Source organism: Mycobacterium sp. ML4, from assembly GCF_054515735.1.
This window is the reverse complement of sequence record NZ_JBTNSY010000008.1, coordinates 128,527-149,469: the sequence shown is the minus strand read 5'-3', so window position 1 is coordinate 149,469 and position 20,943 is coordinate 128,527. Positions and strand designations below refer to the sequence as shown.

Sequence of the window (20,943 nt, the reverse complement as noted above, 5' to 3'; positions counted from 1 at the left end):
GACTTAGTCTACTCGAACGCGTGAGCTACTCCACTAACGCCGAGGCGGCCCGCAGGTGCTCGATAGCGTCGGCGACGATCGACTCGATCAATTCGGCGCACGACGGCAGATCCTCGAGAATGCCCGCCACCTGGCCGGAGGCCAGCACCCCGGCGTCGGTGTTGCCTTCGACCAGCCCGGCCTTGAGCAGCATCGGGGTGTTGGCTGCCATGACGACCTGCGACCAGCTCAGTTCCTTGCCGTGGCGCATCGCGAGGCCGTCTTTGATCATCGACCGCCAGCTCATCTGCGACATCTGCTTGAACTTGGCGGCGTTGCGCACCGCCGCGGTGAAACCCCTTGCCCGCGAGCCGCTTTCCAGCTTCTCGACCAGTCCGGTACGCAGCACCCGGTGCGGCATGCCGTCCACGCGGGTGGTGACCACGGTGCCGTCGAGAGCCGACTCGAGATACTTGCGCTTCACTGCGTCGGGCACGGTCGAATCCGAAGTGAGCAGAAAGCGGGTACCCATGGCGACGCCCGCCGCGCCATACGACAGCGCCGCGGCCAGTCCGCGGCCGTCGAAGAATCCGCCCGCGGCGATTACCGGGATACCGCTGCCCTGAACCGCGTCCAGCACTGAGGGCAGCAGCAGCGTGGTCGCCACCGGGCCGGTGTGCCCGCCGCCCTCGCCGCCCTGCACGATCATCGCGTCGGCGCCCCAGCCGGCGACCTTGCGGGCGTGCTTGGCCGCGCCGATCGACGGGATGACGACGGCGCCGGCCTCTTTGAGCCGCGCGATGAGTTCCGGCTTGGGTGCCAGCGCGAACGATGCCACCTTGACGCCTTCGCGGATCATCAGTTCGACGCGATCACCTGCGTCGGTTGCGTCGGCACGCATATTGACGCCGAACGGCTTGTCGGTGGCGGCCTTGACCTTGCCGATGGCCGTGGCCAATTCGTCGAGGGTCATGGTGGCCGAGGCCAGGATCCCCAACCCCCCCGCGTTGGCCGTGGCTGACACCAGTCGGGCGCCGGCCACCCAGCCCATCCCCGTCTGCACGACGGGGTGTTCGATGCCGACCAACTCGGTCAGCGGCGTCTTTAGCCTCAAGACCGGATCTCTCTGTCGCGCAATGCTTTCGGGTCGATAACCTCGCGGATGAGCCGCAGCTCGTCATTGGTCGGCTGTCGCGACTGGCCAGGCTCGTCCAGACCGTCGACATCGAAGGAGGTGGCCTGACGGACGTCGTCGGGCGCCACCCCGGGGTGCAGGGACAGTGCCCGCATGGTGCGGTCCGGCCCGCCGAAATCGAAGACGCCCAGATTCGACACCACCCGGAAGACGTTGACGAACCGGAACGCGGGGTTGTCCGGATCGATCTTGTCGTAGCCGATGCCGGACACGATGTCGACTGCCTCGGTGAATACCCGCGTGGAATGGCTGCCGACCCAATAGCTGGTGGCGTGGTTGATGGTGTTGCCTGGTGAGCCGCGCACACCGAACATCTGCCGGGTGGGATGCTGCAATTGGCCGAACGCCGAGATGTTCTGATTGCCATAGCGGTCAACCTGATTGGCGCCCATCACCACATGCCGCCGACCCCAGGACAGGGTTTCGAAGACCCGACCGAACGGCATCCAGCCTTCGACCGGTCCGGTCTTGCCCAACGCTGGGGTGTCGGCCAGCAACTGGGCCTCGCCGTCGGTGAGCAGGATGTCGGGGGAGAAGGTGAGACGGGCCAGCCGGGCGCCCACCGCGGCCATGTTGGTCATCGGGCTGATCATGATTTCACCAGCGTCCCTGAATAACTCGGCACATGCGACCGCGCATACCTCGGCCCGGGTGACCGTCATTTCGCTGCCTCCTCGGCGAATCTGCGCACGGCGGCCTGGTAGTCCTCTTCGCCACCGGACAGATATGTGGCCACGAACTGCTGCCAGCCCTCTTCGGTGGAGGCGGCATCGGCGTAGTGCCGCTGGAACTTCTCGTCACGGCCGTAATCCGGTGCCGCGGTGGTGAAGTGAGCGCCACCGGGCGCTTCCACCACGCCGTCGACCATCATTCGGTTGATCAACAGCGCTTGCGGCGGTACGGATTTGACGAGCTCCTCGGTGGAGACCACTCGCTCCACCGACAGAAAACGCCTTTCGGCCGCCATCAGGAACAGGTCGTCGAAATAGGGGTCGATGCCGGTGTAGGCGGCATTGCCGCGGCTATCACCGAGATTGAGATGCGCGAAGGCGGCGTCGAGGCGCAGCGCGGGCATGGCGATCAGCTTTTCGTACCCGCCGTTCGTGGGGTAGGGGCTGGTGACGGTCTTGAGTTCGCCCTCCCAGAAATCGAGCACCGAACTGCCGAGCCCGGCGCGGGTCGGCAGGAACGGCAGCCGTTGTGCCGCCGCCTGCAGGCCGTTGCGCAGCATGCCCTCGTCCATCTCACGGGACTCGATGGCTCCGCTGGTGCGGGCCTTGGCGAACCACGGGTCGTAGAACGGCGGCGAGTCCAGCGAGACGAATCCGTAGTAGGCCCGTTTGACCTTGCCGGCCGAACACAGCAGGCCCAGGTCCGGGCCGCCGTAGGTGACCACGGTCAGGTCGGTGACGCCGGTGCGTAGCAGTGCCCGCACGAAGGCCATCGGCTTGCGCCGTGATCCCCAGCCGGCGATGCCGATGGTCATGCCGCTTCGTACGTGCGCGACGGCGTCGTCCAGAGTGGTGCGCTTGTCACTCATTCCTTCGTGCCCTTCGCCGTTCCGGCGAATGCATCGCGATGCTCGTCGGCGACGCCGGCGAGATTGAGTTCGAACGTAAAACCTTGCTCCATGCGGTAACTCGAGTTGACGCGCTGCACGTCGATCAGATTCAGCGCCTCCTTGGCCGCCCGGATGACGCGGGTGTCCTTGGCGGCGATGTCGCGGGCCACCCGGAGAGCGGCCTCGTCCAGCTCAGCGCGTGGCACCACCTCGTGGACGGAACCGAAATGGTGCAGGGTGGCGGCGTCCACGGTTGCGGCGGTGAAGAACAGCCGCCGCATCATGTGTTGGGGGACCAGGCGCGACAGGTGTGTGGCGGCGCCGAGTGCACCGCGCTCCACCTCCGGCAACCCGAAGACCGCGTCGTCGGAGGCCACAATGACGTCGGCGTTGCCGACCAGACCGATCCCGCCGCCGACGCAGAAACCGTTGACCGCGGCGATCACCGGCACCGCGCACTCGTAGACCGCACGGAACGCGGCGAAGCAGCCGCGGTTGGCGTCGATCAGCGCGGTGAATCCTTCGGTCCGCTGCATCTCCTTGATGTCCACGCCCGCGTTGAAGCCGCGGCCTTCTGCCCGCAGGATCACCGCGTGGGTCTGCGGATCCCGGCCCGCTGCGGTGATCGCGTCGCCGAGTTCGAACCATCCCCGCGACGGGATGGCGTTGACCGGCGGGTAGTCGACGGTGACCGCGACTATGCCGGGTTCGCTGGTGGTGGAGGTGATCGTCATTGCACTTCCTGCTGGGTCCGCTGGGGTCCGTTACCTAAGCAAGCACTTGCTTGGTACGCTAGCACAGTGACCCGATCCCGATCAGCTGATGGCATCAATTTAGGTCTCAGCGGGCGGGTGGTGCTGGTGACCGGTGGTGTGCGAGGCGTAGGTGCCGGTATCAGTGCGGTTTTCGCCGGCCAGGGTGCGACTGTCGTGACGTGTGCCCGACGCGCGGTGGAGGGCCTGCCCTATGAATTCCATTCCTGCGATGTGCGCGACGACGAGGCCGTCAAGGAGCTGATCGATTCGATAGTCGAGCGGCACGGCACGCTCGATGTCGTGGTCAACAACGCCGGGGGATCTCCCTACGTGTTGACGGCGGACTCCAGTCCCAACTTCAACCGCAAGATCATCGAACTGAATCTGATTGGCGGACTGCTGGTTTCGCAATGCGCCAACGAGACGATGCAGAGCCAGTCAGGCGGCGGGTCAATCGTCAATATCTGCAGTCTCAGTGGCCGACGGCCCAGTCCGGGCACTGCGGCGTACGGGGCGGCGAAAGCCGGCTTGGAGAGCCTCACTCAGACGCTGGCGGTGGAATGGGGACCGAAGGTGCGGGTGAACGCATGCGTGGTCGGCATGGTCGAGACCGAGCAGGCTGACCTGTTCTACGGGGACGCCGAGTCGATCGCCGCGATCTCCAAGAACGTGCCGCTCGGCCGATTGGCCAAGCCGGAGGACATCGGTTGGGCCGCAGCATTTTTGGCGTCGGACGTGGCGTCGTACATCAGCGGTGCATCGCTGGAGGTGCATGGCGGTGGGGAGCCGCCGCACTATCTGGCCACGACCAATGCGATCGCGATCAAGTAGAGGAGCTGAAATATGGGTGTGGTGGACGGGCGGGTGGTCATCGTCACCGGCGCGGGTCGCGGCATCGGCCGGGCGCATGCCTTGGCCTTCGCCGCCGAGGGCGCACGCGTGGTGGTCAACGACATCGGCGTGGGACTGGACGGTTCGGCGGGCGAAAGCCCGGCGCAGCAGGTGGTCGACGAGATCACCGCGGCCGGCGGGCAGGCAATTGCCAACGGTGACGACGTTGCCGACTGGACGGGTGCGCAGAATCTGATCGACACCGCGGTCGACGCGTTCGGTGGTCTGGACGTGCTGGTCAACAACGCCGGCTTCATCCGGGACCGAATGTTGGCCAACACCAGTGAAAGTGAGTGGGACGCCGTTATCCGGGTGCACCTGAAGGGCCACTTCGCCACGCTGCGGCACGCTGCTGGCTACTGGCGCCGGCAGATCAAGGCCGGCACCGTCGGCCCGGACGATCTGAACGCCCGCATCATCAACACCAGCTCCGGCGCCGGTCTGCAGGGCAGCGTCGGTCAGGGCAACTACTCGGCCGCGAAGGCCGGAATCGCCGCGTTGACCCTCGTCGCTGCGGCCGAATTGGGGCGCTACGGCATCACGGTCAACGCGATCGCGCCGGCCGCGCGCACCCGCATGACCGAGGCGGTATTCGCCGAGACCATGGCCGCGCCCGAGGACGGCGGTTTCGACGCTATGGCGCCGGAGAACGTCTCGCCACTGGTGGTGTGGCTGGGCAGCGTTGAATCCCGCACTGTCACAGGCAAAGTGTTCGAAGTCGAAGGTGGACTGATCCGGGTCGCGGAGGGTTGGGCGCACGGCCCGCAGGTCGACAAAGGGGCGCGATGGGATCCCGCCGAGTTGGGACCGGTGGTCACCGATCTGCTGGCCAAGTCACGCACACCGGTTCCGGTATACGGGGCGAGTTCGTGAGCTTGGCAATTCGCAAATTCGAGCTTTAAAGCATTAGGGCGTCATAAGCAAATACAATTGAGCTTTTCGGTTTGCGTGAGCAAATCTCAGTACACTCGGTGCATGCAAGGCGCGGCGGTATACGCAGTTTCGCAAGTATTGTTGTGCGCCAGAATGATCGGTGTCCGGCTGCACCGTCTCCTATGGTCGTTCGCGCCTTTCCCGCTGATCATTGTGCTGGCTTGTTGGCCTTGCGCCACGCATTCGCCCCGCGTCGGGCTGGCCGCGCAAACCATCAAGGACCCACTGCGCGGAATTATTTCCATGGGCGCATACAATTTCGGCCTGAACAGCGAGCCCGTCAACACGATTAGCCCGGTGAGCCAAAAAGCCGGGCTGCTTCAGGGAATCGTCCTCATTGCTACCTGGCGCAACCTCGAGCCCACAGCGACATCAGGATTGGCGGCCGACAACGAAATCGATCAGGGTCTCGCGGCGGTCCGGAAGTACAATCAGCAGAATCCGACCGCGCCGCTCGCGGTGAAAATCCGTGTCTGGGGGGCTTCTTGGGCGCCCGAGTGGGTGATGGCCGCAAGTGGGGGCAAATTCTCGGTCGTCCATACCAATGTCAACGGCAAAAAAGAAGAACGCCCTCTGGGCCACGTATGGAGCGACGCGTATCGCTCGGCGTGGGCACATCTGCAGCAACTGCTCGCGGCCAAGTATGACAGCGATCCTCTGATACATGAGGTGGCGGTGACTTCGTGCATGATGTTCACCTCCGAACCCTTCTCCATCGACACGACACCCGGCGCCCTGGAACCGCTCCGGCACAACGGTCTCACCGACGCCAATTACCAGACGTGTCTCAAAGGCATCGTCGATGACTATTCCCCCTGGCAGGCAACACGTTTCGAGACGCCGCTGAACGCGTACATCGGTACCGACAGCGGCAAGCCGGTGAAGGACGTCAATTTCACGCTCGGGTGGATGGCCGACTGCGAGCATCGCGGCGGCGGCCGTTGCGTTTTCGACAACCACGACCTCGCCGTACCGGTGGTGACGCCGGAACTGCAGACGCTCTACTCGGCGATGAAGAACAGCCACTCCGAGGTGGAATTCCAGACCTTGCAGGCCACACCGAACAACCTGCGCGACGTCATCGCCTCCGGCGTGCAACTCGGTGCGTCGAGCATTGAGTTGTACCAGGACTATGGCGGGTTTCCGTCGGTGCCCGACTCTGATCTGCGGGAGTACTCGTCGATGCTGCTAAAGGGTCCCGGCGGCCATTAAGGCTCGCAGATGACGATCGGAATCGTTCGATCCGTCCAGGCTTGATAGTCCTCGTAGCTCGGATACATGTCCACGAGCTTCGGCCAGTACCTGGCCCGCTCCGCGTCGGTGGCGTCGCGAGCGGTGAGGTCGAGCACTTCCTTCTTGATCTGTACCTGCACCTTGGGGCTGGCCTTGAGGTTGAGATACCACATCGGGTTCTTGGCGGAGCCGCCCTTCGACGCCGCCACGATGACCCGGTCACCGTCACGCAGGAAGTACAGCGGGCTGACCCGTGGTTCCCCGGTCTTGCGGCCGGTGGTGGTGAGCAGGGCGACGGGGATCTTCTGGAACGTGCCGCCGAGACCTTCGCCGCCGTTGCGGCGGTACATCCAGGTGTTGAGCCGCGACATCCACTTGATGAAGTGATCGGTGAGCGGCGAATTCAGGAAGCGAGGGGGAGGTTTGGGCATGGACTGATCCTAGAGCTGGATGAACGGCGTGAAGCCGGCCCTGATGCGGTGGATCTCGGCGTTGTTGGTAGGGCTTGCGGCTGGAGTCACGAAGGTCCCGCCGACCCGCGCGGCGCGTTGCTCACGACGTCGTCTCGGGCCTCGCAGCCGTGCACGGCCTAGATGCGTTCGATGATGGTCCCGGTCGACAGGGCGCCGCCCGCACACATGGTGATCAGCGCGGTGCTCTGGTCGGTGCGCTCCAATTCGTGCAGCGCGGTGGTGATCAGCCGGGCGCCGGTGGCGCCCACCGGGTGACCCAGCGCGATGGCGCCGCCGTTGACGTTCACCCGGTCCATGTCCGGCTCGTGCACGCGCGCCCAGGACAGCACCACCGAAGCGAAGGCCTCGTTGATCTCGACGATGTCGATGTCGCCGATCTTCATTCCGGCCTTCTCCAGCACCCTGGCCGTCGACTGCACGGGACCGTCGAGATGGTAGTACGGCTCGGCGCCGACGTTGGCCTGGCTGATGATCCGGGCCCGCGGCCGCAGTCCGAGCGCCTTGGCCTTCTCCTCATCCATCCAAAGCACCGCGGCCGCGCCGTCGGAAATCTGCGACGAGGTACCTGCCGTGTGGATGCCCCCCTCCATCACCGGCTTGAGCTGGCTGAGCCCCTCCAGGGTGGTCTCGCGCAGTCCCTGGTCTTTGGTGACCGGTGCGCGCTCGTCCGTCGGCTGCTTGTTCTCGTCGAGCACCGGCGCCACGATCGGTGAAATCTCGCGATCGAACCGATTCTCCTCCCAGGCCCGCTTGGCCTTGGCCTGCGAAGCGAAGCCGAAAGCGTCGATCTCCTCGCGGGTGATGCCGCGTCTCTTCGCGATGCGCTCGGCGGCTTCGAACTGATTCGGCATGTCGATGTCCCAGGACGCCGCGCGGATCGCCGCGCGATCCGGGCCGGCGTTGGCGCCCAGCCCCACGCGGCTCATGGCTTCGATACCGCAGGCGATACCGATGTCGATGGCACCGGTCGCGATCAAACCGGCGACCAGGTGGTTGGCCTGCTGGCTGCTGCCGCATTGGCAGTCGATGGTGGTGGCGCCGACGTGCTCGGGCAGACCGGCCGTCAGCCACGCCACCCGCGTAATGTTGTTGGATTGCTCGCCGAACTGCGTCACGCAGCCGCCGACGAGTTGCTCGACGTCGCCCGCTTGCAGACCGGACGAGATACCGGCCTTGTCGACCAATGCCTGCTGGACCGCGCCGAGTAGTTCGGTGGCGTGCAGTCCTGACAGCCATCCGTTGCGCTTGCCGATGGGGCTGCGGGTGGCTTCGACGATGACCGGGATACCCATGAAGTCAGGCTAGAACACGTTTCATTACTATGACAAGCGAGGACGGCGACCTGCCTTTTATCTGCGGAGGAGCCGTGTTTTACTGGCACTAGAACACGTTGCAAATAGTGTCGTAAAAGGAGCGCACTCTAGATGGCACCCCCTAACATCCCCGCCGACTTCGACTTCCTCGACCCTGATGTCAACCTTGCAGGGTTGCCCGTCGAGGAACTCGCCGCCCTGCGTCAGGCCGAGCCGGTCCACTGGGTTGACATCCCAAACGGCTCGGGTGGTTTCGAGGACCACGGTTACTGGCTCGTCACCAGACACGCCGACGTCAAGGAGGTGTCGAGGCGCAGCGATATCTACTCCAGCTGGATGAACGGCGCCATCCCGACGTGGCCGCCGGAGATGAAGCGCGACCAGGTCGAATTGCAGCGCAACGTCATGCTCAATATGGACGCACCCCACCACACCCGGTTGCGCAAGATCATCTCCCGCGGCTTCACGCCGCGGGCCATCGGACGACTGGAGGCCGAACTGGCCCAGCGCGCCCAGAACATCGCCAAGACCGCGGCGACCGCTGGTAGCGGCGACTTCGTCGAGCAGGTCGCGTGCGAGCTGCCGCTGCAAGCCATCGCAGGCCTGCTCGGTGTTCCCCAGGAGGATCGCGACAAGCTGTTCCGCTGGTCCAACGAGATGACCGGCGGCACCGACCCGGAGTACGCCACCGTCGATCCTGCACAATCGTCGATGGAGCTGATCACGTATGCGATGGCCATGGCCGACGAGCGGGGCAAAAACCCCACCGACGACATCGTCACCACGCTCATCCAGGCTGACATCGACGGCGAGAAGCTTTCCGATGACGAGTTCGGCTTCTTCGTGATCATGCTCGCGGTCGCCGGCAACGAGACCACCCGCAACTCGATTACCCACGGCATGATCGCAATGGCGAACAACCCCGATCAATGGGAGCTGTTCAAGAGGGTGCGCCCGTCGACCGCCGCCGACGAGATCATCCGGTGGGCGACCCCGGTGTCGGCGTTCCAGCGCACCGCAACCGAGGACACCGAATTGGCCGGCGTGCAGATCAAGAAGGGGCAGCGGGTGGTGATGTCCTACCGTTCGGCCAATTTCGACGAGGACGTCTTCGACGACCCGCAAAGCTTCAACATCCTGCGCGACCCGAATCCGCACGTCGGTTTCGGGGGCACCGGAGCGCACTACTGCATCGGAGCCAACCTGGCACGCATGACCATCAACCTCATCTTCAACGCGGTCGCCGACTACATGCCGGACCTCAAGCCTATTTCGGAACCCGAGCGCCTGCGGTCGGGCTGGCTCAACGGCATCAAGCACTGGCAGGTCGACTACACGGGCAAGAGCGCGGTCGCGCACTGATCACGATGGACTTCGATCTCAGCGCAGAGCAAGAGGCCGTTGCCGACGTCGTGAAGTCGGTACTGGGCCGCGAATTATCCTGGGCCGCAATGGTTGACGGAGGTGTGACCGCGCTGCCGGTGCCGGAGCGGCTCGGTGGAGACGGAGTCGGACTGGCCGAGGTGGGTACGGTGCTCACCGAGGCCGGCCGCCACGGTGCGATTACTCCGGCACTGGTAACCCTGGGTTACAGCGTGGTACCGCTGCTCGACCTGGCAACCGATGAGCAACAGGACCGCTATCTCGCCTCAGTCGCGGGCGGCGGGGTGCTGACCGCCGCGCTCAACGAACCCGGGTCCGCACTGCCGGACCGGCCTTCGGTTGCGTTGCGCGGCGGCCGGTTGTCCGGAGTGAAAGTCGGTGTCGGGTATGCGGAGTTGGCCGACTGGATGTTGGTGACGGCCGACACTGCCGTTGTGGTGGTGTCGCCCAAGGCCGATGGTGTGCGACTGGTCCGCACTCCGACGTCCAACGGCTCCGACGAGTACACGGTGAGCTTCTCCGATGTCGCGGTCGCCGACGCCGACGTGCTAACCGGTGCTTCGGCGGAGCGGGTAAACCGACTGGTGCTGGCCATGATCGGCGCTTATGCCGCTGGATTGGTGGCCGGCGCGTTGCGCTTGACCGCCGATTATGTGGCCAACCGCAAGCAGTTCGGCAAGCCGCTATCGACGTTCCAGACCGTTGCGGCGCAGCTGGCGGAGGTATACATCGCCTCGCGCACAATCGATTTGGCGGCCAAAGCGGTGATGTGGAAACTGGCCGAGGGCCGCGATGCCGACAGCGATCTGGACGTGCTCGGGTATTGGCTGGCTTCTCAGGCGCCGCCGGCGATGCAGACCTGCCATCACCTGCACGGCGGCATGGGCATGGACATCACCTACCCGATGCACCGGTACTACTCCACGATCAAAGACCTGACCCGGATATTGGGTGGGCCGTCGCATCGTCTCGATTTGGTGGCGGTCGCCAGTCCGGTGCACCCGGGTGTAGCGGGTCGCCACCCAGACAGCTTGGTTGGAGCGTAGATGTTTATCGACTTGACCCCCGAGCAGCGGCAGCTACAGGCGGAGCTGCGGGAGTACTTCTCCAATCTGATTACGCCCGAAGAGGCGAAGGCGATGGAGAAAGATCGTCACAACGAGGCCTACCGTGCGGTGATCCGCCGGATGGGTAAGGACGGCAAGCTCGGCGTGGGCTGGCCGAAAGAGTACGGCGGCTTGGGTTTCGGTCCGATCGAGCAGTCGATCTTCGTCAACGAAGCGCATCGCGCCGATGTGCCGCTGCCCGCGGTCACCCTGCAGACAGTCGGCCCGGTGCTGCAGCAGTTCGGTACCGAGGCGCAGAAGAAGAAGTTCCTGCCGGCGATCCTCGCCGGTGAAGTGCACTTCGCGATCGGTTACAGCGAACCCGAGGCCGGCACCGACCTGGCGTCGTTGCGGACCTCGGCGGTGCGAACGGGCGACAAGGCCACCGGGCACTACACAGTCAACGGCCAGAAGATGTGGACCACCGGTGGGCACGATGCCGACTACATCTGGCTTGCCTGCCGCACCGACCCGGAAGCCGTGAAACACAAGGGCATTTCGATCCTGATCGTCGACACCAAGGATCCGGGCTACTCCTGGACGCCGGTCATTCTGTCCGACGGCGCACACCACACCAACGCGACGTACTACAACGACGTCCGGGTGCCCGCCGACATGCTGGTCGGTGAAGAGAACGGCGGCTGGAGGTTGATCACCACCCAGCTCAACAACGAGCGAGTGATGCTCGGCCCGGCCGGCCGCACCGCCGGCATCTACGACCGCCTGCACGAGTGGGCGTCCAAACCGGGTGGCAACGGCGTCACCCCGATCGACCATCACGACGTCAAGAGGGCGCTCGGAGAGATCTACTCGCTGTGGCGGATCAACGAGTTGCTGAACTGGCAGGTGGCCGCCGCGGGTGAGGACATCAATGTTGCGGATGCTGCATCGACGAAAGTCTTTGGCACCGAAAAGATTCAGTACATCGGGCGGCTCGCCGAGGAGATTGTCGGCAAGTACGGGAACCCGGCCGAGCCCGAAACGGCGGAACTGCTCGAGTGGCTGGACTCGCAGACCAAACGCAACCTGGTGATCACCTTCGGCGGCGGCGTCAACGAGGTCATGCGCGAGATGATCGCCGCAGCGGGTCTGAAGGTGCCGAGGGTACCTCGATGAGCGAACTTCACGAAGCCATCGCGGAGATCGTCGCGGCTGGCGGTGGTAAACCGCGCACCGGCCGGGACCCGGTCAACCAGCCGATGATCAACAACTGGGTCGAAGCGATCGGTGATCGCAACCCGATCTACGTGGACGAGGCCGCGGCTCGCGCGGTGGGACACCCGGGGCTTGTCGCGCCGCCGGCGATGATCCAGGTGTGGACCATGTTCGGTCTGGGCGGAGCCCGCCCGGACGACGACCCCATCGGCCCGATGATGAAGCTGTTCGACGACAACGGCTATATCGGCGTAGTCGCAACGAACTGCGAGCAGACCTATCACCGCTATCTGCGGCCCGGTGAGGAAGTCAGCATCACCTCGGAGATGGGTGAAGTGTTGGGGCCCAAGCAGACCGCGTTGGGTGAGGGCTTCTTCATCAACCAGCACATCGTGTGGCGGGTCGGCGACGAGGATGTGGCCGAGATGAACTGGCGCATCCTGAAATTCAAGCCCGCTGGGTCCTCGGATTCCGTCCCGGAAGACCTGGACGCCGACGCCATGATGCGGCCGGCGTCCTCGCGTGACACCGCGTTCTTCTGGGAGGGCGTCAAGGCGCACGAACTACGGATCCAGAAGCTGGCCGATGGTTCGTTGCAGCACCCGCCGGTGCCCGCAGTGTGGCAGGATCCGGGTGATCCTGTGTCCTATGCCGTGGCCAGCGGGCGCGGCACGGTGTACAGCTTCGTCGTGCATCATGCGCCGAAGGTTCCGGGCCGCACACTGCCATTCGTGATCGCGTTGGTGGAACTGGAGGAGGGCGTCCGGATGCTGGGCGAGCTGCGGGGTGTCGATCCCGCGGCGGTGGAGATCGGAATGCCGGTCCACGCAACGTATATCGATTTCCCGGCCGGGGATGCCGGGCCGGAGTGGACCTTGCATGCATGGGAGCCGGACGCATGAGTGCGCCCGCTATCGAGGTCGGTACGCAGCTGCCCGAGTTGAAGCTGTACGGGGACCCGACGTTCATCATCTCAACGGCGTTGGCAACGCGCGACTTTCAGGACGTGCACCATGACCGGGACAAGGCTGTCGCGAAGGGGTCCAAGGACATCTTCGTCAACATCCTGACCGATACGGGTCTGGTGCAGCGTTACATCACCGACTGGGCCGGGCCGTCGGCGCTGATCAAGTCGATCGGGTTGCGGCTCGGGGTGCCGTGGTACGCCTACGACACGGTGACCTTCTCCGGTGAGGTGACCGCGGTGCAGGACGGGTTGATCACGGTGAAGGTGATCGGTGCCAACAGTCTTGGTAACCACGTGATTGCGACGGTAACACTGACGATGGGGGACGCGTAGATGTTGTCCGGTAAGGCTGCCATCGTCGGGATTGGCGCCACCGACTTCTCCAAGAACTCCGGTCGGTCCGAGCTGCGGCTGGCTGCGGAAGCCGTGTTGGACGCGCTGGACGACGCCGGGTTGTCGCCGGCGGACGTCGACGGGCTGACCACGTTCACGATGGACACCAACACCGAGGTGGCGGTGGCGCGCGCAGTCGGCATCGGTGACCTGAAGTTCTTCTCCAAGATCGGGTATGGCGGCGGCGCGGCGTGTGCGACCGTGCAGCAGGCCGCCATTGCGGTGGCCACCGGGGTGGCCGACGTGGTGGTGGCCTACCGCGCCTTCAACGAGCGCTCCGGGATGCGATTCGGCCAGGTGCAGACGAGGTTGGCAGGAAACGCCGACGCTCCGGCTGATTCGACGGGCGTGGACAACTCGTTCTCGTATCCTCATGGGCTGTCGACGCCGGCCGCGCAGGTGGCGATGATCGCCCGGCGGTACATGCACTGGTCGGGCGCCACGAGCCGTGACTTCGGTGCGGTGTCGGTGGCCGACCGAAGGCATGCCGCCAAGAACCCGAAGGCATACTTCTACGGGAAGCCGATAACCATTGAGGATCATCAGAATTCGCGGTGGATCGCCGAACCGCTGCGGCTGCTGGACTGCTGCCAGGAGACCGACGGCGCGGTGGCGATCGTGGTGACGTCGGTGGAGCGGGCCCGCGACCTCAAGCACCGTCCGGCCGTCATCGAGGCGGCGGCCCAGGGATCCAGCCCGGACCAGTATACGATGGTCAGCTATTACCGGCCTGAGATCGGCCTGCCCGAAATGGGTGTGGTAGGGGAGCAGTTGTGGTCTCAATCCGGCTTGGCGCCTTCCGATATTCAGACCGCGGTTCTGTATGACCATTTCACGCCGTTCACTCTGATTCAGTTGGAGGAGTTGGGATTTTGCGGCCGCGGTGAAGCCAAGGACTTCATCACCGACGGTGCGATCGAGATCGGCGGGCGGCTGCCGATCAACACGCACGGTGGACAATTGGGTGAGGCTTACATCCATGGGATGAACGGGATCGCCGAGGGCGTGCGCCAATTGCGTGGTACCTCAGTGAATCCGGTGTCTGACGTCGAGCATGTGCTGGTGACCGCGGGGACGGGTGTGCCTACCTCGGGGTTGATTCTGGGCTGAGTTCTCTGGCTTGGCGGCGAGCGTGAAGCTGGCTTCACGTTCGCCGACGGCTGTGAAGCTGGCTTCACGCTCGTCGGCCTGTGGATGGTTGAATGAGCCCGCAATCGGCAGTTGCCATGCTGCGGGTATGGCAGATCCGTTCATCGGGAGTGAGGCGGTCGCCGCCGGGACCCTGACCAAGAGCCAACTGCTGAGTGGCTATCGGCGATTGTTCCGCGACGTCTACGTGGATCCGCATGTGCAGACCACGGCCGACCTACGCGCGCATGCAGGTTGGTTGTGGGCTGGCCGGCAAGGAGTGGTCGCGGGATTCTCCGCCGCGGCGATGCACGGAAGCAATTGGGTTGACGGTGCAAAACCGGTCGAGCTGATCTGCGACAACCGACACCGACTGCCCGGCATACAACCGCGGGGTAACCACATCGACAACGACGAGATCGAGATCATCGACGGCATAGTGGTGACGACGCCCGCGCGGACAGCCCTCGACCTCGGCTGTTGGTACCCCACCATGACGGCGGTGGCCGCCATCGACGCTTTGGCCCGGGCGACAGAGGTCAAGTCGGCTGACCTTGAACTGTTGATCGACAGATATGCCGGCCGCCGAGGCATCGTCCGGGCACGTAAGGCGGCGACTCTGTTCGATATGGGTGCGCAATCGCCGAAGGAATCCTGGTTGCGCGTCGTCTTGATCGAGGCGGGGGTGCCGCGACCGCAGACTCAGATTCCGGTCAGCGACGAATTCGGGGAAATTTTCGCCTATCTCGACATGGGTTGGCCGGAGCTGAAGGTGGCGGTTGAGTACGACGGTGAACAACATCGGACCGATCAGCGGCAGTACAGATGGGACAGCCGACGACGAGAAGGCCTCGAACGACTTGGCTGGATCGTTGTCCGGGTGCTGGCGGGCGATCGGCCGGCGGAGATTGTCCGTCGGGTCCGCGGCGCGCTTGCTCGCCGAGCGTGAAGCTGGTCTCACGCTCGGCGGCGATTGTGAAGCTAGCTTCACGATCGGCGAAAAGCGGTAGGTTACGCCGGGACCAGCTCCACGCCGGATAGCACCACGGCGTTGTCGCGCGCCGGCGCGACAACGCCGGCCAGGAAACGACCGTCTTCCTTCCACACCTTCACTTGTAGCGTCTCGCCGGGATACGCCACCCCCGCGAAGCGGGCGCCATAGGCCGCGACGGCCGAGGCGTCGCCGTCCAGCAGGGCGTCGGTGATGGCCTTGCAGGTCATCCCGTAGGTGCACAGCCCGTGCAGGATCGGCTGGGGAAAGCCTGCGGCAGCGGCGAACTCGGGATCGGAGTGCAGCGGGTTGCGGTCGCCGCACAATCGGTACAGCAACGCCTGCTGCGGCAGAATCGGCACTGCGAGCTCAAGATCCGGCGCGCGGTCGGGTGTGGCATCCGCACCCGATGGCCCACGCTCGCCTCCGAAGCCGCCTTCGCCGCGAGCGAAAATGGAGCGCCGCTGCGTCCACAAACGGTCACCGGCAGGGCTGGTCACCGTCGTCTCACTCCAGATCACCGCCGCCTTGCCTTTGTCCCAGATGTCGGTGAACCGGGTGACCGCCCTACCCGAGCCCGAAGGCGGCAGCGGCGCAGGCACTTCCACCCGCTCGCTGGCGTGCAGCACCTTGCTCAACTCGATGTCGATACCGGGAAACTGCACCGTAGGTGGCTTGGTCATGTGGAAGGTGGCGGCCACATTGGCGAAGGTCGGCAATACCTGCGGGATGTCGTCGACCAGGTAGCGCAGCTCCCGCGGATCCATCGGGTCGGCACCCGCGCCCAGGCCGAGGTGGTAGAGCTGGACGTCGCTACTGGTCCAGGAGAATTCGACGGGATCCAGTTCCGCGGCCAGTGCGACGTCGACGTCGATCGGCATGTCAGCGTTCTCCCGCGATGTGTAGTGCCGCCAGGTACCCGAACGTCATCGCCGGACCGATGGTGCCCCCTGGGCCGGGGTAGGTGTGCCCCATCACCGGTGCGCTGACATTGCCTGCGGCGTAGAGGCCTTCGATGATGCTGCCGTCGTCACGCAGGGCCCGCCCGTGGACGTCGGTACGGATTCCGCCCTTGGTACCCAGGTCGCCCGGCACCATTTTGGCGGCGTAGTACGGCGCATGGGTCAGCTCGCCGAGGTTGGGATTAGGCTTATTGGTCGGATCCCCGTAATACTTGTCGTAGGCGCTTTCACCGCGATGGAAATCCTCGTCGACACCGGAGCGCGCAAACCCGTTGAAACGGGCTACCGTCGCCATGAATTCGTCGACGGGTAAACCTGCCTTGATGGCCAGTTCCTCGAGGGTGTCTGCGGTGACGATGACGCCGGACTCCATCCACTTACGCGGGATGCGTTGCCCCGGCTGCAATCCGGCGAAGATGTAGCGATCCCGGTACTGCTGGTCGAATACCAGCCACGCGGGAATGTTCTCGCCGGGACCGGAGCCTTGGCCGTACTCGCCGCCGTACATGTGATGCCCAGCCTCGACGTATGGCATCGACTCGTTCATGAAACGCTTGCCGGACATGTTGACCATGATCGCGCCCGGTGAGTTGCGTTCGGACAAGGCGATCCACGGCGCGCCCACCAGGGGCACCGTTGGGATCCACCAGGCGTCTTCCATGAAATCAAGTGCGGCGCCGAGCTTTTCGCCCGCGATGATACCGTCGCCTGTGTTAGCCTTCGCGCCCACCGTCCAGTCCGTGGTAATGGGCGCGCGCTGGTACTTCACCCGCATCTGCTCATTGTGCTCGAAACCGCCGGAGGCCAGGATCACCCCGCGCCGGGCCCGGATCAGCCGCGGATCAGAAGACTCCGCGGCTCCGGCGTCTAGGACATACACACCGCGTACCACCCCGTCCTGGACGTAGAGGTCGGTCAGCGCGGTGTTGAGCAACACCGGAACTCCCGCCCGCTGCAACCCGATTCGCAACGGTGCGATGAGCGCCCGCCCCATGCCGACGAGGTTCTTGCCGGTCGACTTCGCCCACATGGTGCGCGCGCCCACCTTCAGGCTGCGCAGCACGCCGCGGGGATGGCGCTTCAACATGTTCAACCGCACGTAATCCTGCTGCATGACAACCACATTGAGCGGCACCTTGCCGTAGGCAGGTTCCAGACCGGCCTCGTCCGGGCCCAGCTTGCGGGCGTTGAACGGTTTCGGCTCGACGGACCGGCCGTCGGGCCGACCGCCCGGTGCCTCCGGGTAGTAGTCGGAGTAGCGCGGCACCCAGCACATCTTCAGCGGGGTGTGTTTGAGCACGAACGAGAGCATCTCGGGCCCGCGCTGCAAGTAGGTGTCGATACGTTCCGGCTCCACGGCACCTCCGATGATGCCGTGCAGATAGGTGCGGGCGGCCTCGGCGGTGTCCTTCACCCCGTCGCGCTGCAGGACCTCGTTGTTCGGGATCCACACACCGCCACCCGAGCGCGCGGTCGAGCCGCCATAGTGCGGAGCCTTCTCGATGACTACTGTCGAGAGGCCGCGGTGTGCGGCGGTGAGGGCAGCCACCATGCCGGCGCCGCCGCTTCCCACCACGACGACGTCGTACTCCTGTGCTGTCATGTAGAACACGTTATAGAATTGCCCGGGCTGGGCGCTACTGGCCCGGTCAAGCGGACGAAGGAACTTCGGTAAATGCTCAGTGATGCGACCCGGGAAGAGCTTGCCGCCGAACTGGCACAGGCTGAGCGGAGCCGCGAGGGCATCGCACCGCTGACAGCCGCCTACGCCGATATCGACGTCGTCGACGCCTACGAGATCCAGTTGATCAACATCCGCCGGCGGGCCGCCGCGGGTGCCCGGGTGGTGGGGCACAAAGTGGGGTTGTCGTCGCCGGTGATGCAACAGATGATGGGCGTCAACGAACCCGACTACGGGCACCTGCTCGACGACATGCAGGTCTTCGAAGACGTCCCGGTGCAGACGTCGCGATACCTGTTGCCGAGGGTGGAGGTCGAGGTCGGTTTCATCCTGTCCGGCGACCTGCCGGGTGCGGAGTGCACCGAAGAGGATGTGCTGGCCGCCACCGAGGCACTGGTGCCATCGATCGAGCTGATCGACACCAGGATCAAGGACTGGCAGATCAAGATCTGCGACACCATCGCCGACAACGCCTCCTCGGCGGGCTTCGTGCTGGGGTCGGCGCGGGTATCGCCGGCCGACATCGACGTCAAGGCGATCGACGCGAAGCTGACCCGCAACGGCGAATTGATCGCCGAGGGCCGCAGCGACGCGGTACTCGGTAATCCGGTCACCGCCGTTGCCTGGCTTTCCCGCAAGGTGGAGAGTTTTGGCGTGCGGCTGAAAATGGGTGACATCGTGTTGCCCGGATCGTGCACCTTCGCGGTCGACGCGCGGGCCGGCGACGAGTTCGTCGCGGAGTTCGCGGGGCTGGGTGCCGTTCGTCTGTCGTTTGAATAGGTCTCGATATGGAGCGATCGCAAGCGCGGAAGCCGGGCGAAGCGGGTCGCGACCGAGGGGTTAGGAGCGTTGGGATGCCGACCAAGGCGAGTGTGGCCATTGTCGGATCGGGGAACATCAGCACCGATCTGCTGTACAAGTTGCTGAGATCCGATTGGCTGGAACCCCGCTGGATGGTGGGCATCGACCCCGAGAGCGAAGGCCTGGCACGGGCTCGCAAGCTCGGGCTCCAAGCGAGCCACAAGGGCGTGGACTGGCTGCTGGAACAGGACGAGAAGCCTGACCTGGTGTTCGAGGCGACCAGCGCCTACGTGCACAAGGCGGCGGCGCCCAAGTACGAGGCGGCCGGGATTCGCGCGATCGACCTGACCCCGGCCGCCGTCGGCCCGGCGGTGATCCCACCGGCTAACCTGCGCGCACATCTGGACGCTCCGAACGTCAACATGATCACCTGCGGCGGGCAGGCGACCATCCCGATCGTGTATGCCGTCTCCAGGGTCGTCGAGGTCCCCTACGCCGAAATCGTGGCATCGGTCGCTTCGGTGTCCGCGGGGCCGGGCACTCGCGCCAATATCGACGAGTTCACCAAGACCACGTCGCGCGGCGTGCAAACCATCGGCGGGGCCGCCCGCGGCAAGGCCATCATCATTCTGAACCCCGCCGACCCGCCGATGATCATGCGCGACACCATCTTCTGCGCGATCCCCGAGGGCGCCGACCGGGACGCGATCGCCAAGTCCATTCACGAGGTGGTCGCCGAGGTGCAAACCTACGTGCCCGGATACCGGTTGCTCAACGAGCCCCAATTCGACGAGCCGTCGATGAACTCGGGCGGTCAGGCGGTGGTGACGACGTTCGTCGAAGTCGAGGGCGCCGGAGATTACCTGCCGCCGTACGCGGGCAACCTGGACATCATGACCGCGGCCGCGACCAAGGTCGGCGAGGAGATCGCCAAGGAGACGCTGGCTGTGACGGGAGGCGCACGATGACCGAGAGCATCTGGGACGTCCGAATCACTGACACGTCGCTGCGCGACGGGTCCCATCACAAGCGCCACCAATTCACCAAGGAGGAAGTGCGCTCCATCGTCACGGCGCTGGATGCCGCGGGGGTTCCGGTGATCGAGGTGACGCACGGCGACGGACTCGGCGGTTCGTCGTTCAACTACGGCTTCTCGAAAACACCCGAACAGGAATTGATCAAGCTGGCCGCCGAAACCGCGCAGGAGGCGAAAATCGCTTTCCTGATGCTGCCGGGCGTCGGCACCAAAGAGGACATCAAAGAGGCGCAGGACAACGGCGGCTCAATCTGTCGCATCGCCACCCACTGCACCGAGGCCGACGTCTCCATTCAGCATTTCGGGCTGGCCCGCGAGCTGGGACTGGAAACTGTCGGATTCCTGATGATGTCGCATACCATCGCGCCGGAGAAGTTGGCCGCGCAGGCCCGCATCATGGCCGATGCCGGCTGCCAGTGTGTCTACGTCGTCGACTCGGCCGGCGCCCTGGTACTCGAAGGCGTCGCCGACCGGGTTTCGGCGCTGGTGGCCGAACTCGGCGAGGACGCGCAGGTGGGTTTCCACGGACACGAGAACCTCGGACTGGGCGTGGCCAACTCGGTGGAAGCGGTGCGCGCCGGGGCCAAGCAGATCGACGGCAGCGTGCGCCGGTTCGGTGCGGGCGCGGGCAACGCGCCGGTGGAGGCGCTGATCGGGGTGTTCGACAAGATCGGCGTCAAGACCGGCATCGACTTCTTCGACATCGCCGACGCCGCCGAAGATGTGGTGCGTCCTGCCATGCCCGCCGAGTGCCTGCTGGATCGCAACGCGCTGATCATGGGGTACTCGGGGGTGTACTCGAGCTTCCTCAAGCACGCCGTCCGTCAGGGTGAGCGCTACGGTGTGCCGGCTCACGAGTTGTTGCACCGAGCCGGCCAACGCAAGCTGATCGGCGGCCAGGAAGACCAGCTGATCGACATCGCACTGGAAATCAGGCGCGAACAAGAAAGTGGTGCTGCGGTAACGGGGGCCAAGACGAATTGAGTCGATCTCGCCGATTCGGCTGA

At 64.9% G+C, this 20,943-nt stretch carries 21 protein-coding genes; 13 read left to right on the top strand and 8 right to left on the bottom strand.

Features of this window, described 5'->3' with window-relative positions; genetic code table 11:
• Positions 1–25 precede the first annotated feature (25 nt).
• Genes ipdC through echA20 form a run of 4 tightly spaced genes read right to left on the bottom strand, consistent with a single transcriptional unit; the run spans position 26 to position 3,469 of the window.
• On the bottom strand, positions 26–1,093 hold the full coding sequence (ipdC, locus tag ACX9NE_RS11190; RefSeq protein WP_459361728.1) for a (3aS,4S,5R,7aS)-5-hydroxy-7a-methyl-1-oxo-octahydro-1H-indene-4-carboxyl-CoA dehydrogenase: 1,068 nt from the start codon (positions 1,091–1,093) through the stop codon (positions 26–28).
• On the bottom strand, positions 1,090–1,836 hold the full coding sequence (gene ipdB / locus ACX9NE_RS11185; RefSeq protein WP_459361729.1) for a cholesterol ring-cleaving hydrolase subunit IpdB: 747 nt from the start codon (positions 1,834–1,836) through the stop codon (positions 1,090–1,092). The genes ipdC and ipdB overlap by 4 nt, the downstream gene beginning before the upstream one ends.
• Positions 1,833–2,714, bottom strand: a complete 882-nt coding sequence (gene ipdA / locus ACX9NE_RS11180) for a cholesterol ring-cleaving hydrolase subunit IpdA (RefSeq protein ID WP_459361730.1) — start codon at positions 2,712–2,714, stop codon at positions 1,833–1,835. The genes ipdB and ipdA overlap by 4 nt, the downstream gene beginning before the upstream one ends.
• Positions 2,711–3,469 carry a (7aS)-7a-methyl-1,5-dioxo-2,3,5,6,7,7a-hexahydro-1H-indene-carboxyl-CoA hydrolase gene (echA20, locus tag ACX9NE_RS11175; RefSeq protein ID WP_459361731.1) on the bottom strand — a complete coding sequence of 253 codons (759 nt, stop codon included), beginning with the start codon at positions 3,467–3,469 and terminating at the stop codon, positions 2,711–2,713. The genes ipdA and echA20 overlap by 4 nt, the downstream gene beginning before the upstream one ends.
• Positions 3,470–3,535: 66 nt before the next feature.
• Between echA20 and ACX9NE_RS11170 the strand changes: the two genes are divergently transcribed.
• From ACX9NE_RS11170 to ACX9NE_RS11160, 3 genes are all read left to right on the top strand, one after another.
• Positions 3,536–4,321 (top strand): SDR family oxidoreductase, encoded by a 786-nt coding sequence (locus ACX9NE_RS11170; protein WP_459361732.1) that lies wholly within the window; start codon positions 3,536–3,538, stop codon positions 4,319–4,321.
• A gap of 12 nt (positions 4,322–4,333) precedes the next feature.
• On the top strand, positions 4,334–5,254 hold the full coding sequence (locus tag ACX9NE_RS11165) for an SDR family oxidoreductase (protein ID WP_459361733.1): 921 nt from the start codon (positions 4,334–4,336) through the stop codon (positions 5,252–5,254).
• Positions 5,255–5,356: 102 nt separating this feature from the next.
• Positions 5,357–6,526 (top strand): hypothetical protein, encoded by a 1,170-nt coding sequence (locus ACX9NE_RS11160; protein WP_459361734.1) that lies wholly within the window; start codon positions 5,357–5,359, stop codon positions 6,524–6,526.
• On the opposite strand, the gene ACX9NE_RS11155 is transcribed toward ACX9NE_RS11160, so the two are convergent.
• On the bottom strand, positions 6,523–6,978 hold the full coding sequence (locus ACX9NE_RS11155) for a nitroreductase family deazaflavin-dependent oxidoreductase (RefSeq protein WP_459361735.1): 456 nt from the start codon (positions 6,976–6,978) through the stop codon (positions 6,523–6,525). The genes ACX9NE_RS11160 and ACX9NE_RS11155 overlap by 4 nt on opposite strands.
• Positions 6,979–7,136: 158 nt before the next feature.
• Positions 7,137–8,312: a steroid 3-ketoacyl-CoA thiolase gene (locus tag ACX9NE_RS11150; protein WP_459361736.1), complete on the bottom strand. Its 1,176-nt coding sequence runs from the start codon at positions 8,310–8,312 to the stop codon at positions 7,137–7,139.
• Between the two features lie 132 nt (positions 8,313–8,444).
• Here ACX9NE_RS11150 and ACX9NE_RS11145 point away from each other — a divergent pair, with 132 nt between their 5' ends.
• The 7 genes from ACX9NE_RS11145 to ACX9NE_RS11115 all read left to right on the top strand — a co-directional run bounded on the left by ACX9NE_RS11145 (position 8,445) and on the right by ACX9NE_RS11115 (position 15,414).
• Positions 8,445–9,695, top strand: coding sequence for a cytochrome P450 (locus ACX9NE_RS11145; protein ID WP_459361737.1), 1,251 nt, complete (start codon positions 8,445–8,447; stop codon positions 9,693–9,695).
• 5 nt (positions 9,696–9,700) lie between these two features.
• Positions 9,701–10,762: an acyl-CoA dehydrogenase family protein gene (locus ACX9NE_RS11140; protein WP_459361738.1), complete on the top strand. Its 1,062-nt coding sequence runs from the start codon at positions 9,701–9,703 to the stop codon at positions 10,760–10,762.
• Positions 10,763–11,938 (top strand): acyl-CoA dehydrogenase FadE29, encoded by a 1,176-nt coding sequence (fadE29, locus tag ACX9NE_RS11135; RefSeq protein ID WP_459361739.1) that lies wholly within the window; start codon positions 10,763–10,765, stop codon positions 11,936–11,938.
• Positions 11,935–12,879 (top strand): bifunctional MaoC family dehydratase N-terminal/OB-fold nucleic acid binding domain-containing protein, encoded by a 945-nt coding sequence (locus ACX9NE_RS11130; RefSeq protein ID WP_459361740.1) that lies wholly within the window; start codon positions 11,935–11,937, stop codon positions 12,877–12,879. The genes fadE29 and ACX9NE_RS11130 overlap by 4 nt, the downstream gene beginning before the upstream one ends.
• Positions 12,876–13,277, top strand: a complete 402-nt coding sequence (locus ACX9NE_RS11125; RefSeq protein WP_459361741.1) for a MaoC family dehydratase — start codon at positions 12,876–12,878, stop codon at positions 13,275–13,277. The genes ACX9NE_RS11130 and ACX9NE_RS11125 overlap by 4 nt, the downstream gene beginning before the upstream one ends.
• Positions 13,278–14,447: a lipid-transfer protein gene (locus ACX9NE_RS11120; protein ID WP_459361742.1), complete on the top strand. Its 1,170-nt coding sequence runs from the start codon at positions 13,278–13,280 to the stop codon at positions 14,445–14,447.
• 127 nt (positions 14,448–14,574) lie between these two features.
• Positions 14,575–15,414: an endonuclease domain-containing protein gene (locus ACX9NE_RS11115; RefSeq protein ID WP_459361743.1), complete on the top strand. Its 840-nt coding sequence runs from the start codon at positions 14,575–14,577 to the stop codon at positions 15,412–15,414.
• Between the two features lie 62 nt (positions 15,415–15,476).
• Here the strand turns inward: ACX9NE_RS11115 and ACX9NE_RS11110 are convergent, their stop codons facing one another.
• Positions 15,477–16,337 (bottom strand): MaoC/PaaZ C-terminal domain-containing protein, encoded by an 861-nt coding sequence (locus ACX9NE_RS11110; RefSeq protein WP_459361744.1) that lies wholly within the window; start codon positions 16,335–16,337, stop codon positions 15,477–15,479.
• A 1-nt stretch (position 16,338) separates the two neighbouring features.
• On the bottom strand, positions 16,339–18,021 hold the full coding sequence (kstD, locus tag ACX9NE_RS11105) for a 3-oxosteroid 1-dehydrogenase (RefSeq protein WP_459361745.1): 1,683 nt from the start codon (positions 18,019–18,021) through the stop codon (positions 16,339–16,341).
• Between the two features lie 72 nt (positions 18,022–18,093).
• On the opposite strand from kstD, the gene ACX9NE_RS11100 reads away from it, so the two are divergent.
• The 3 genes from ACX9NE_RS11100 to dmpG all read left to right on the top strand — a co-directional run bounded on the left by ACX9NE_RS11100 (position 18,094) and on the right by dmpG (position 20,920).
• Positions 18,094–18,879 (top strand): 2-keto-4-pentenoate hydratase, encoded by a 786-nt coding sequence (locus tag ACX9NE_RS11100; RefSeq protein WP_459361746.1) that lies wholly within the window; start codon positions 18,094–18,096, stop codon positions 18,877–18,879.
• A 74-nt stretch (positions 18,880–18,953) separates the two neighbouring features.
• Positions 18,954–19,868 carry an acetaldehyde dehydrogenase (acetylating) gene (locus ACX9NE_RS11095; protein ID WP_459361747.1) on the top strand — a complete coding sequence of 305 codons (915 nt, stop codon included), beginning with the start codon at positions 18,954–18,956 and terminating at the stop codon, positions 19,866–19,868.
• Complete coding sequence (gene dmpG, locus ACX9NE_RS11090) at positions 19,865–20,920, top strand: 4-hydroxy-2-oxovalerate aldolase (protein ID WP_459361748.1); 1,056 nt, start codon at positions 19,865–19,867, stop codon at positions 20,918–20,920. The genes ACX9NE_RS11095 and dmpG overlap by 4 nt, the downstream gene beginning before the upstream one ends.
• Positions 20,921–20,943: the final 23 nt, after the last annotated feature.